We start from the raw sequence: 13,252 nt of genomic DNA, 5'->3' as shown, positions 1-13,252 counted from the left end.
GAGTGGGGGGAGCGGCGGAGGAGGAGGCGGCTGGGGAGGATAGCGTTGAATGGCTGCTGCAAGTAAGCCAAGAAATTAGAGCATTTACGGCCAAGTGGAATCACTTGGCGTCGCAGGAAATGCGGCTAAATCAAACAGATAGAGCCGGATGCTCAGTTCAATTTGAACGTATCCCGCTCGCGGATCCGGGCTACGGTCTAATTCGCATCCGCTGATTGGCGCAGCGCCTCTGTCTCTGCCAACTGGATGCCCATTTCGACAAACGCGGAAAGAACTGAAAAGCGGTCCTCCAGTGCAACGCGTGCCAGCCCGGCCAGAACCCCCGCACTCACAGCGCGGGCGGGAGGTGCTGGCTGCAAGGCCGATACCGCTGACGCCTCCAGAGCCGAACCATTGCCATGCCGTCCTGCAGCCAGGGCAATCCAGGCGGCCGGCGTTGTTGGCGGCATTGCCGCAGCCTTGCTCACTTCCGGGCGATGGTGAGGGCTCTCCGGTTCGCTGACCCAGTCGCGAACAATCGCGAGCAATTCCTGATCCCTGCTGTCGAGCAGAACGGTGAGGTGGCTCAGGCATTCATGAGCCCACCACACCGCAGCCCGCTCGGGAAGCAGATAGGCACAGAACGTAATCGCCTCCTCGGGCACCCGCCCGGCCAGGAGGGCGCGGCAAAATTCGATTGAAGGCTGTTCGGTCGGAAGTGCCACCATGTCCCTGGAAACAGCGGGGCAGGCCATGAAAAGATCCCGTGCCGTTTTGAATCGAAGCTCATTGGCCATGGCCGCCACGCTTTCCCCAGGGAACAATCGACACTGAAGCCCTGGACAGGGCGCGGGTCAAGTCTCCAGTCCTGAGCAAGATGCAACTGCCCTTCACCACCCGTATGCTTGACGTTTATTGACAGACAATCGATTCGGAATTTGGTATTGTCCGCAGTCGATGAAATCGGATGCTCAAGACAGGAGTAACCGTCATGCAGTTGGGCAGTTTAGCCTTCGCGTTTACGGTCGCGCTTTTTTCGACCCATGCTTTTGCCGATCCGCTTCAGAAATCAGAAGACATCGTGAAGTTTTTTGACGCGGCGAGCGAGTTCGGCCCGTCGCGTGGAATTTGCGTCGGCACCGAGGAAGAGTGCAACAGCAAGAACAAGCAAGCGCCTGCCGAAAAAACCAGCCTCGACATGCTGATCAATTTCGGCCTGGATTCTGCGGAACTCGATGCGACTGCCCGCGCTGAACTGGACGAGTTCGCCAAGGCACTGAAGGACAGCCGACTGAGCACTCTGAACTTCGTTGTTGAGGGTCACACCGATGCAAGCGGCTCGGCTGATTACAACGAGGGACTGTCGGAACGAAGAGCGAGATCGGTAACGACCTTCCTGACCTCTAACGGCATCGATCCTGCCCGCATCAAAGCGACAGGTTTGGGCGAAGCGAATCCGCGCAACCCCAATCCGTTCGATCCGGTAAACCGCCGGGTGGAAATGCGGATAAGGACTGAGTAGACCAGACCCGCGCGTCCTGTTCGAGGCGAACCGAAGGTCAGCGCAGCAAACCAAACCGATTCCGATTTCCGGGCCATGCGCTGGCTCAAAGCGCATTCTGAACGGAACTCACCATAGCCGTGATCGCCTGCTTGTATTTTTCGAACTCGGGCGATGTCTGCCGGACTTCCGTCGTTGTCGTTGTCCGTTGGCTCGCTTCAACCATCGCCGGGCTCAGCTTCCGCCCCATTTTCCTTTCGGCCCAACTCACGACATAGCTGGCGGACTTGCCGGTGAGAAACGGGTTGGCTTGAATGACGGCCGATCCGAGCACGGCGCTCAATTGCGCCGAACCCGGCGACGACAACACTTGATGGGCGCCTTCCATTCCCAGGAAATGGCAGAGATAAAGCCGACCGGCTGTGATCTGGTGGCCGCGCGACCGAAGATAGGCTTCGCCTTCGCGCGCCAGATTGCTGACCATCTCGCGCGAGATGGTGGCGTCATAACGCAGAGCAAGCAGGTCGGCGGTTGACAGCGTCCGCGCAAGTTCGGGGCGGTAGGTGTTCATCATCCTGATCCAGGTCTTTGTTATGAACTGACCGGCGCCGGTCGCCGAAGACAGTGGGTTCTTGGCGCGGGCGCTGCCGCCACTTTCGACTTGAACGATACGGTCGGTCAGCGTTTCGACGGCGGAAGCGTCCGTTGCGATTGCCGTGACCGTACCCAGGGGATCGATCGCCTCGCCGTTGCGATAGAGTTCGAAATGCAGGTGCGGCCCAGTCGAGAGGCCGGTGGTGCCGATGTAACCAATGATATCGCCTGCTTTCACCTTCGCGCCGACACCGCCCTTGACCGCGAATTTCTGCATATGCGCATAGCGCGTCTCGCGCCCGTTTCCGTGCGAAATCTTCACCAGGTTGCCGTAACCCCCTCCATCGCCTTGAAAAACGACTTCGCCGTCGAAGGCGGCTGCAATCGGCGTACCCAAAGGCGCCGCCCAATCCACGCCCTTGTGAATGCGAACAGTCCCGAGGATTGGGTGCTTGCGTGGGCCGAAGGTGGACGTCATGACCCCGTTGACCGGGGTAACCATGCCGTTGGTGACTGTCAGCGAGCGAACCTGATCGTCGCCGCTAATGCATGCAAACTGGCCGTCGGTCTGCTGGAACACGAAACAGTCGAGGCTTTTTTCGCTACCCTGGACGCCAACATACAGCACCCGTCCGGCCGTCTCTTCCTTGCCGCGTGGCCTTTGCGAATAGATCAGCACCAGACGCTGGTCTTCGCTGGCGAAGGCATCCAGATCCTGTCCTCGCGAAAGATACATGATCGCTTCTCCGATCACGCCGGTCGGGACTTTGTTGCGCGCTGCTGTCGAGTAGATTGCGTCGAGCAGCCGGTATTGCCTTTTGTGCGTGCCTTGCGCCTGTGCACCCGAGTAGTTGAACAGATCTTCGCGGACCCAGGGGTCCACACCAGACACAAACACACCAGCGGCATTGCGCGTCAGCGTGCCGACAAATACGTTCTTGGCATAGATCGATACCTGCATGAGGGACATGGTTGTCGTCTCGCGCGTCGGCCTGAAACCGCGCATGGCGACGACATAACCCGGCTCAAGGCTTTCCCGATTGAAAAGCGCCTTCAGGGCTTCGCCTGCCAGCTTGGCATCCTCGGCGGAGAAACGAGCATCCAGCACAACGCTGTCCAAGCTGCGGTCGTTGAGAATCTTTACGAACGTGTCCTCGGTAGCCTCGTATCGTTGATGTTCGCTGGTGACATTTGCAACGCTGGTGTTGTTTTCGATCTGGGTTTTCCGGAATGCGGGAAGGGCTGCCTCGCCTGCATCGATTGTTTCGCCCCAACCTGCTTCGGCATCATCGGCGTCCACCAGCGGGTCCGAAGCAACCGGAGCCTTGTCTAGAACGGGCGGTGGCTGAACATCGTTTTGCAGATCATTGGAGGGCGCCGACGTGGTCTGTCGCTGTGCCTGGAAGAATGCAAAATCTTCCTGCGTGGACGGTATCGTTGTCATGAACTTTTCGCTGGCGCTAAGCATCATGTCAGTCAGAATTTCGATCTGGGGAGAAACTCCAGCCTGATCGAGTTCTGCCGGGCGCGGGATGACTTGGCTTTTTGTTGCGGCGCCGGTGTCGGGCGCAAGGGTGATCCACATCGGGTCGCCTGCGAGATCGATGATGGCAGGCACATAGACCGATGCATCGGCTGGGACATCGTCGGTTCCCTCGACCGCGTGCAACTCCTCATCTTCATCGCCAAACGACCAATAGTCCGCGGTGAGATAGAAGCCGGCAGCGATCGACAACAGGACAACCACAGCAAGACCGGCAAGGAGTCTGCGCCAGAGCCGGCGCCTGCGCTGGGCCGCGCGCGCCTGCTTTTTCAACCTGAAGCTTGTGTCGATACTGTGCGTCACGGATTGCTTCCGGTCAGGAAAAAGGTCCACCGCGCCTGTTCAAGTGTATCGACTTCGAGAAATCGTGCGGCGATATGGCCGCGCTGCCAGCATTCATTGATGCCGCGTATCGAAAATCGGCGCCTGTCGATGCACATTTCGGTCGACCCGGTCAGGGTTGCATGGCCAAAAACGTCCGTCGCATAGATGTAAATATAGCGGTTGGTGAGTTCCTCGCGGATCACGTTCACGCACTGATTTGCGCCGATGGTCCACCAGCCATCGGTCTGGTCCGCATTGTCGACCTTTTGGCCGACAGCGAGATTGACGACGTCGAGCGTCTGATTGCAGACGGTGAATTCGGCGCGCGCTTCGTGGGACGACAGGAGAGCCAGCAACATCGCGCCCGACGTGACCGTAAGTCTGATACGGCCTCTCAGGGTAAGTAGGCCGCGAAGCCAGTCACGCTGATTTTTGGGCGGGACAGCGGTCGGGAAGGAAAAACGCGAGCGGCGGCGGTCCATCGGCGTCCATGCTACCCGCCGAGCCGGAAGTACTTTGCAGTCGCGGAGAACTCAGATCGGGTGGTCGCGATCTCTTCGAGAATCCTGGGCAACAGCAGCGCGGCTGGTGTCGGCGCGGAGAACGCCGCAGCCTGAATATCCTGTGGACCCGTGATCACCATTATGATCTGCGGCACGACCTTGCCGGCCGCCTTGTCGGCTGCGCCGAGATCGATCGGAAAGTTGAACGTGGCCTTGCCAGCTTGCGCCAAGATACGACCGTCGAGGTTGAATGCCATGCCCCTGTGGTCGATCAGCAGCACGCTGGAAATCAGGCCGCCACGCGTCACCAGCGTGCCGCCGATCGGCGAACCGCTCGGCACCGTCGTTCGATCGAGAACAAGCTGCGGCTTGTCAGCCGCCGTCTGGTCCACAAAACGCAGAAAATTGGTGACTTCGCATTGAGCCGGTTCAATGAGGCGGACGCTGATGTCCGGTTCGACATGGAATCTTGCCTGGAAATCGGACAACATTCGTTCGAAGGGCTGAACCTCTGTGCCCAATCCTTCGATTGCGACGGCGGTCTCGGTTGCCGACGTCAACGTCGCATAGAAGCAGTCGCCGCCGTTGAACTCGCGCACCCAGGAGACCCGTTGCGCAGCCTTGTCGAGGGCAATTGCCGGCGGCAGCTCGAGTTCCGGTTTCGGCACGTTCAAGGTGATGGCGGGTCCGTCCGGCTGTTTGCCTGCCGCCGGTTCGTCCTGTTGCCCCTTTGCGCTCGCGTCGTCCGCCTGGCCTGCAGCGGGGTCGGGCACCTGGGTGGTGGCCTGCTGGCTGGCCGGCTGCTCGGGCTTCTCCATCACGTCGGGCTGGACCGCTGGGGGCGGTGAGACTTTGTCGGCCGGCGCTACCGGCGCGACCTGGACGCGCGGCGGAACAGCTTGCTGGCTATCGCTGGTCACGCTATCCGGCTGAATTGCCGGCGGTGGTTGTGCCTCGCCTGCCGCTGGCTCCGGGGTTTCTTCGGATGCCGCCGGCTCCGAGGTTTCCTCGGATGCCGCCGGCTCCGACGCTTCCTCGGTTGGTGAGAGGACTTCGGCGGGCCGTGCCGGCTCCAACTTTTGCGCCTCGGCATCTGCCTGATTTTCAGCTGGCGACAGCGCCTCGGCTGGCGCCGGCTCCGAAGTTTCCTCGGATGCCGCCGGCTCCGAAGTTTCCTGGGATGCCGCCGGCTCCGAGGTTTCCTCGCTTGGTGAGAGGACTTCGGCGGGCCGTGTCGGCTCCAGCTTTTGATCCGCTGCGGCAGCTGCCTGCTTTTCAGCTGAAGGCGCAGCGGCCTCTGTTTGTGACCGCTCAGGCGGAACTGCCTTTGCCGGCTCATCGCTCGGCGAATTTGCAACACTGTCCGTCGGGGCCGGCGTTGATGCTTCCGGTGCCGAGAGCTTTGTCTCACTGCCGGTCGGAGTGGAAGGCGTCATCAAGCCGCTTAGATAAATGCCTGCACCTGACGCGACAGCTAAGGCCGCCAAGGCAGCGATCACGATCGATCGGCTCTTGGCGGACTTTGCAGGAACCTTTGGCAAAACCGCCCGAGGACCGGCAACTGGCGAAGGCCTTGGTTCGGACAGAAGCGCCGGCCGGACATGCGGAACGAAGCGCTGTTCACCGGGAGCCGCCGGACGTTGACTTGGGAGCTTGGGGCCAGGCGCGGCGGTCCCCCCCGCTCGCGGCGTCCGGTCGCGCGGCGTGATCGACGTTGGCGGCGTTGTCTCCTGATCCGTATCGTCACGTGTCACCCTGGCGATGTCCGCCATGCTGATCGGCCGGTCTTGTGGATCCGGCTGCAGCATGGCTTCCACAATTCCACGAAAATCGCCGTCGATGTCGGACAGGTCCGGAACGGTTCGGCGCTTTTCCACGATCTCGAACTGGGAGCCGCCCATGTCGATCGGCTTCCCGCGCAGAGCAGCGGCCAGCACCAACCCCAGGCTGTAGATGTCGGATTGCTCGCTGACCTCGCCGCTGTACAGCCCGAGCTGTTCGGGAGAAACGTAGTTGTACTTCCCCGCGAACTTTCCGCCGATCAGCGTCTCTCCGCCGACGGTCGCCGACCGCGCGATGCCAAAATCGATGATCTTTGCGCGTTCCACCCGGCCTCCCGGCAGGATGATGTTATCCGGGGAGAGGTCGCGGTGTATTGCTCCCGCCTGGTGCACGGCGCTCAGGCCGGAAGCCAGGCGATGGCAGAGCTTGCGCACGTCTTCCGTCGGCATCGGGCCACGTCGCATGATATCGAACAGCGACGGGCCGTCGACGAATTCCATGGCAAGATAGGGGCGACCGATGCCGGGGTCGATCGTGAAGACGTGATAACGCACGACGGCGTCGTGCGACAGGTGATTGAGGATCGACGCTTCCTTGCGGAACAGCGACAGGATCGTCTGATCGCGGGCGAACTCGGGCAAGACGATCTTGATCGCGACATGGTCGCCGGTCTGAATGTTGTGGCCCCGGTAGACTTCGCCCATGCCACCGAATGCGATCCGCTCGTCCAGTTCATAGATGCCGCTGAGTTGCGTGCCTACGGCTGTGTTGGCGACGTTAGGCGATATTCGCGTCTTGTCGTCGGCGCTCATCAGCCTCAACCTTCCGCCCGGGAAGGATCAGGACGGGTCCCATTGCGCCCATCTCCGATCTTCACGAGCACGATCGTGACATTGTCCGTTCCCCCGCGCGCCAGCACCGTTTGTAGCAGGTTTTCGCATGCCGCCTGAGGCGTCGCCGACACCGCCGCCGCCTCGATCTCGGCGTCTGTGACATGCGCTGTCAGCCCGTCGGTACTCAACACAAATATGTCGCCCGGCATGATCTCGCCTTGCTGGAAGTCAATGACGATCTCGTCGCTGACGCCGACCGCATGCGTGATAACATTACGGCGCGGCCAGGTGAGCGCTTCGGCTGCGCTGATCATGCCCTTGTCGAGAAGTTCCTGAACTTCGGTATGGTCCTTCGAAATCTGGGAGATCGAGTTGTTGCGGATTAGATAGACGCGGCTGTCGCCCGCCCACAGGCAGGCAAACCGCCCATCCATCGCCAGCAGGGCGGCGACAGTGGAGCCGATGGTTATTCCGCGGGATTCCGATATCCTGCGAATTTCCGCATTGGCCCGGCTCAGCCGGTCCTCGAAGCGCGCACGAAGATCCGGTGCAGAGCTTGCAATGCCGATCGTTGCCAGATGATCGACGATGCTGGCCGAAGCGACTTCCCCAGCCTCATGTCCACCCATTCCATCGGCCACCACCCACAGGCCGGTTTCCGGCTCGACCAGATAGCTGTCTTCATTGAGCTCGCGGACACAGCCTCTGTGGCTAACGCCGAAGCTTTCAAAGGGAAGGGCGACATTGTTCACTTTGCCACCAAGCGCTTCTCAAGCGTCCTCTGCGGCGCACTGTCAGGCGCTCGCTCGCGCCAGTTTGCCACAGGCTCGAATATTAAAGTATCGAAATCAACGTCCGCGCATCTGTTGCTGATGAACAGCCTCACCGTATTGGAAAATTCAAAGGTCATCTCAAAACGCCTTTGGACAGCTGAACCCGGAAAGCGCAGGAAGGAAGAGAGGGTTGGGGTCCGAACTGGTCTGGATCGTATAGGCGACATCGCGTCCGCCGATCACGAAGCGGGCTTCCGTGTTGCCGCCGGTGCTGGTGATATCAGCCTTGTCCAGCAGGCGCTTCAGTGCCCACGGACCGTCGAACTTGATCGCGGACTCACGGCCCGGCATTTCCGGAATGAGGCTCAGGCTCGCGGACGCGGAAGCCATGCCGCTCGGCCAGGTCACCGTGCTTGGCGCGTTGCCCGCCTGGTTGCTTTGGACAATCTGGCCATCGACGTCGAGTTCCGCCGTATCGGCATCGCGATGCAGTGAAAACGGCGTAAAGGTGACGCTGACCGACGGCACCGAACCACCTGAAGGAAAGAAGGCGTTGCGGATTTCCGCGGCCAGCTGGAAGTTTTTCAAAGTCGACTTCGACAGGTCGCGCCCGAAACGCGCATCCTGTTTCCAGTTCCAGTCCTGGCCGGTCATGTCGATCAGCGAAGCGAGACTCTGTGCGAAGAACCGGTCCATCAGTCCGCCTGGAGCGAACAGTTTCGCGAAATCCGCCATCGCAATATCCTCCGAGCCATCGCTGGCGAAAGGATAACGGCCCTCGACCATCTCCTCGCAGGTGCGCGTGACCGTCTGGTCGAGCATCTGGTTCAAATTCGTTAGCGAGGTTTCTGCGACGTTGCCGTCAAGCTCGTCGGCGGTCGCGGTGACCATTCGGGCGAGTTGCTTGGGCAGACGCGAGACATTGGCGCGAAGGGTGGATATCTGCAGCTGCAGATTCATGTTGACGCGTTCCGTTTGCGAAGGGACGTCGGCCGCCAGTTGCAGGCTTTGGTAGATGTCGCGGAAATTCTGGGTCAATGCATCGATTGGGCGGCGTCCGGCGGGACCGTTCACCAAAGCCTGGAATGATCTGAATTGCGCTTCGACGTTCGCCCCAGGATTCTGGTTTTGCGCATTAGCGGACCCTATACCGGCCCGGCTTTGCGATTTGCCGCTGGCGACTTGAAGGCCGATGCGGGCCAATCCCCTGGCGACATCTGCAGCGTTCTGCGGCTGGTTTTGAAGCATGTCGGCTTCGGCCTCGGAGCCGAAGTCTTTGCCGGAACCAGCTTCTCGCGTCAGAGCTGTTTCGTCGGCGATCGCCGTAAAAAGCTGGTCGATTGGCGAGGTTGGTGACGCGGCAGCGGACAGCGCGATATACTGCGGCTTGTCCTTCAGCATCGCCTTGAACTTCAGCTTGTCGAGAACGCCGTTCCACGCCGCGGCGAACTCCCTCCCATAGCGATCGACAAGTTCGGGACCGAGTTTAAGCAACTCCTGGTCGATGCCACCTTGCTCGCCGCCGCCGCCGAGAACCCACTGGTCATCGACAAGCATCTGCGCAATGCGCGAGAGTTGTCCGAGATAGAAGTTGTTGAAGCCGTTATAGGTGTAGATACCGGGAACGCGAAGGCCTGACAGATCGCCACCATCGACACGCTCGAACAACAGCTGCGCTTCCGGGCCGCCTTTCACGGAGACGGAAAAATCATCCAGCGCTGCCGCGTATACCGCCGACTTGACCAAGGCGGAGGCACGATCGGCAAGGCTCATTCGTCCGAGCGAGCGTTGAGCGGCTTCGATAAGTGGCTGGTTGAGTCCGAAAACCGGATCATAGGCGTCGTCCAGCGCAAGCATGGCCCGCAGATGTTTTTCGAGTTGCGCCCGTCCCTCGCGGTTGTTTTCGCCCGGATACCGGTTCTGCTCCCAATCCTGCCTCATCCAGGACACGATCAACTCGTCGTCGACCTTCGGCGCCCTGCCACCAAGCATCAGATAGGTCTTCAGCGGTTCGTAAAGCGCGGCGGGATCAGCCATCTTGGCCTGGATGGTCCGTTCGGCCTGAAGCAGCAGGCGCGAACGGAACATGCGCTCCAGCGCCTGCCGGTACGCTGTTTTTGATGCCGAAAGCAGTCTTTCCCGCTGACTGAGCCCGAACGTCGCCTCGATCGGGGTCGGCAAGTCACTGGTGTCGAACCCGGCCGGCAGCTCGCGCAACTGGTCGAGCGGGCCAATGACGTTTTCGAGGTCGACATCGGCGACCGTCGGGGTTTTGAGGAGCGGGTCCGCCGTCTCGCGATAGCGGCTTACAGCTTGCGTCGTAGAAGCGATCAGCGACCTGTTGGCCGTAAAGCTCAGGGCCAAGGTGCCCAGAGCCGCGGCAGCGATCAATGTGATCAAGCCAAGGCCGCCATATCTGGCGATCGCTGCACGTCTTTCAGCCGATTTGTCGTATGAAACCCAGCCGGATTCCGCGAAAATGACGCCGGTCAGAAGATCGTGCAAGAAGAAGCTTTTGCCAGTGCCGGAAAGATGGGCGCGAGAAGCGCTGCCGAAACTGCGACCGATTGCGCCCAGCACCTGGTCGATCGGCGTCCCCTCCTGCGTGCCCGATGAAAAATAGAGTCCACGCAGGCTGACGTTCACCTGGCTGCGGGCCGGATCGAATACGCTTGCGATGAAACTGGCAATACGGCCCTTCAGCGCGCCAAACTGGGCTGGAAAGCCAAAGATGGATATACGAGCGACTGGATCGGTCTCTTCCTGCAGGCGGTCGGCCATCTCCTCCGCCAGGCGTTTTTCCAATGCGTCGAATTCGGCCGGTGCCTCACCGACCATGTTCTTGTTGCGATCGGCAGTCTGGAATGTCGCGCCCCATACTTTGCGGCGGCGCTGCTCGTCGAAACCGCCAAAATAATCCATGAAACCGGCGACAAGGTCGGCCTTGGTGAAGAGCAGGTACACCGGGAACTGGATTTTCAGCGTTTCGTGGATTTCGCGCAGGCGGCTGCGTATTTCAATGACATGGACGTCAAGCTGCCGATCATCGAGGCTGATGAGATCGGCAAGGCTGATGGCCAGGATAACCCCGTTTATCGGTTGCCTGGTGCGGTATCTCTTAAGCAGCGACAAGAAGGCGAGCCAGCTCTTCTTGTCGCTCTGCGCGTTGGAATCCTGCGTCGTGTAGCGTCCGGCGGTGTCGATCAGCACCGCCTGGTCGGTGAACCACCAGTCGCAGGATCGCGTGCCGCCAACGCCGGCCACCGGCTGGGCGTCGCCCGAACCGGCAAGCGGAAAATTCAGACCGGAATTGACCAACGCCGTTGTCTTGCCGGCACCAGGCGGGCCGATCACGACGTACCAGGGAACTTCGTAGAGGAAATTGCGCTTGCCGCTCGACCGCTTGAGCGCAGCGATGGCTTCGTTCATACGAGCCTCGAGCACCTGCGAGTCGTCATCCCTGTCGTCATTGCGGGCGACTATCGTCTCGAGCGCCTTTTGCGCCTTTCGCTTTCGCCAGAGGCGCAATCCATAGATCAGCGTCACGATCGCAACGATCATGCCGATGATCGCCACGCGGAGCCAGACGGGTGCCAGCGGGCGGGTGTCGGCAAAGCGGATCAATGGTCCGGCAAACCAGACGGCTGCCGCGAAACCGGCCAACGCGATCGCGCTGAATATCCGCAGCAGCCAGCGCGTCATAGGCGCTTCCAAATGGCCGTGCTCACAGCGTTTCCTCCTTGGGGATCATCAGGTCGACACGGCGATTCTGGGCGCGGCCTTCCGGCGTCGCATTGTCGGCGATCGGTTCGTCTTCGCCCTTGCCGTCGACCGTGATCCGGGAAGGCTTGCTGAACCGTGGCGCCATCATCGCTTCGACAGCCTTCGCCCGGGCGATGGAAAGGTCGAAATTGGATTTGAACGGGCTCGATTTTCGCGGCTTCACATTGTCTGTGTGGCCGACGATCATGATCGGTCCGGGCTCCGGTTCCAGCGCGGCGGCGATGTCCGCGGCGATCGGTCCAAACTCCGATTTTATCTCGGCCCTGCCGGACTGGAACAGCAGGACATTGTTGATCTCCACGACGATGAACTTGCCCTGCGTGCCGACGGTCAGCCCGCCGCGCGCGATAGTCTTGGCCAGTGCGGCATGGATGCGATCGATCTGAGAGGGGGTAGGGGCGACAGGCGGAGCGACTTTCACCGGCGCAGCCGACGGCACCACGCTGGCGCGTTCGATGGCGATCGGCGTCGATGGATCGAGCGCCAGCAACCTGCCGGCAAGGGCATCGCCCTCGTTGGTGATGAAGACCCGCAATGCGAAGAATGCCGCCGTCAGCAGCGCCGACGCTGCGGCCGCAACCACCCAGAGCGGCAACCGGGCCGACGACTGTGCGCTTGACACCGCCATGCTTTGCCAGTGGGGCGAGATGTCTTCGTCGGCGCGCGCCTTGAAGTAGCGAAGCGTCTCGTACACGTCGCGTCGAACGCGTTCGAGATTGTTGTCCTCGCGCGTAAGGCCTCGATATTGGCCTTCGAACCCCAGCGACAGGCAGGCATGCATCAATTCAAGCAAGTCGTAGTGTGCCTCCGGCGCGGCCAGTACCTTGTTCAGCGCTTCGTAGAAGCCCGAGCCGGTGGGCACGACGTGAAAGAACTGTGACAGCATGCTGTGCTGCGCCCAGGCGTCTCTCTTCGGCCAAGGCAGGTTGCCGATGAGGTCGTCAGCGGTTTCGCAGAGAGCAAATTTTGCGATCCGTGCATCTTCTTCGGGAACACCGGCTTTCTCCATTGTCCGGTCGAATTTTTCGATCGCCTCGGCAACATGTTCCGCCAGTTGTTCCGCCTGTCTTTCGACAGGCATAAGCCTGAGCTGGCCAAACAGCATCAGCAAAGGAGCGGCCGCAGCGAGGATCTGATTTGCTGCGGAATATCTGACACTGTCCGTGGCATTCAGCAGGATTTCCTGCTCAATGGCTGGCCTCGGCGTCGCCGCAAAGGAGCCGGTTGCCGCCGCTGCGCCGGGGTCTGCAGCCTGATAAATCGCGGTTCCGGAGGTCCAGCCCGGCGGTGCGTGCCGATCGACACCGGGATCGAAAACCGTTGAATCCTTGACCCGCGAGGAACCGGGCTGCCCGTCGTCGGGAACAGGTCTGTGAGGAGCCGGCGCTGATTTTTCGGCGCGGCGCGGTGCGCGAATGACGGTCTTGCCTGCTGGGCCGAAAGGATCGTCCTTCGAACTCATCGCCAAACGTCCGTCGACGCGGGGGCGCCGCGTGTGCGCCACATCAGGGCAAGACGGTCCCCGGCCAGGCGCAAGAACTTCAGGCGCAGGAACTGCAGGCGCTGCTGGCGAGGGCAGTGTCTGGAGAAAGGTCGGCTATATTTTTCTAACCCGCCGTAACATGACATGTGCCGCA

General features: G+C 60.8%; 9 protein-coding genes. 2 read left to right on the top strand and 7 right to left on the bottom strand.

The window, feature by feature from the left end:
- Positions 1-215 (top strand): hypothetical protein (locus AC0L3N_RS06030; protein ID WP_473546335.1); only part of this gene is annotated, 215 nt, incomplete at its 5' end.
- Here AC0L3N_RS06030 and AC0L3N_RS06025 read toward each other — a convergent pair.
- A complete protein-coding gene (locus AC0L3N_RS06025; RefSeq protein WP_473546333.1) occupies positions 198-776 on the bottom strand; it encodes a DUF6931 family protein in 579 nt (192 codons plus the stop codon). The two genes, AC0L3N_RS06030 and AC0L3N_RS06025, sit on opposite strands and share 18 nt — an antisense overlap.
- Positions 777-970: 194 nt before the next feature.
- Here AC0L3N_RS06025 and AC0L3N_RS06020 point away from each other — a divergent pair, with 194 nt between their 5' ends.
- On the top strand, positions 971-1,501 hold the full coding sequence (locus tag AC0L3N_RS06020) for an OmpA family protein (RefSeq protein WP_473546331.1): 531 nt from the start codon (positions 971-973) through the stop codon (positions 1,499-1,501).
- 85 nt (positions 1,502-1,586) lie between these two features.
- Here the strand turns inward: AC0L3N_RS06020 and AC0L3N_RS06015 are convergent, their stop codons facing one another.
- The 6 genes from AC0L3N_RS06015 to tssL all read right to left on the bottom strand — a co-directional run bounded on the left by AC0L3N_RS06015 (position 1,587) and on the right by tssL (position 13,077).
- Positions 1,587-3,920, bottom strand: coding sequence for a M23 family metallopeptidase (locus AC0L3N_RS06015; RefSeq protein WP_473546330.1), 2,334 nt, complete (start codon positions 3,918-3,920; stop codon positions 1,587-1,589).
- On the bottom strand, positions 3,917-4,300 hold the full coding sequence (locus AC0L3N_RS06010; RefSeq protein ID WP_473546329.1) for a DUF1036 domain-containing protein: 384 nt from the start codon (positions 4,298-4,300) through the stop codon (positions 3,917-3,919). The genes AC0L3N_RS06015 and AC0L3N_RS06010 overlap by 4 nt, the downstream gene beginning before the upstream one ends.
- 134 nt (positions 4,301-4,434) lie before the next feature.
- On the bottom strand, positions 4,435-7,038 hold the full coding sequence (locus AC0L3N_RS06005; protein WP_473546328.1) for a serine/threonine-protein kinase: 2,604 nt from the start codon (positions 7,036-7,038) through the stop codon (positions 4,435-4,437).
- 5 nt (positions 7,039-7,043) lie between these two features.
- Positions 7,044-7,811: a PP2C family protein-serine/threonine phosphatase gene (locus AC0L3N_RS06000; protein WP_473546327.1), complete on the bottom strand. Its 768-nt coding sequence runs from the start codon at positions 7,809-7,811 to the stop codon at positions 7,044-7,046.
- A 159-nt stretch (positions 7,812-7,970) separates the two neighbouring features.
- Positions 7,971-11,534, bottom strand: coding sequence for a type VI secretion system membrane subunit TssM (tssM, locus tag AC0L3N_RS05995; RefSeq protein WP_473546326.1), 3,564 nt, complete (start codon positions 11,532-11,534; stop codon positions 7,971-7,973).
- 22 nt (positions 11,535-11,556) lie between these two features.
- Positions 11,557-13,077 carry a type VI secretion system protein TssL, long form gene (tssL, locus tag AC0L3N_RS05990; protein ID WP_473546325.1) on the bottom strand — a complete coding sequence of 507 codons (1,521 nt, stop codon included), beginning with the start codon at positions 13,075-13,077 and terminating at the stop codon, positions 11,557-11,559.
- Between the last annotated feature and the right edge of the window lie 175 nt (positions 13,078-13,252).

It is taken from the genome of Mesorhizobium sp. WSM4807 (assembly GCF_055811615.1).
This window is presented reverse-complemented; position numbering and strand designations above follow the sequence as displayed.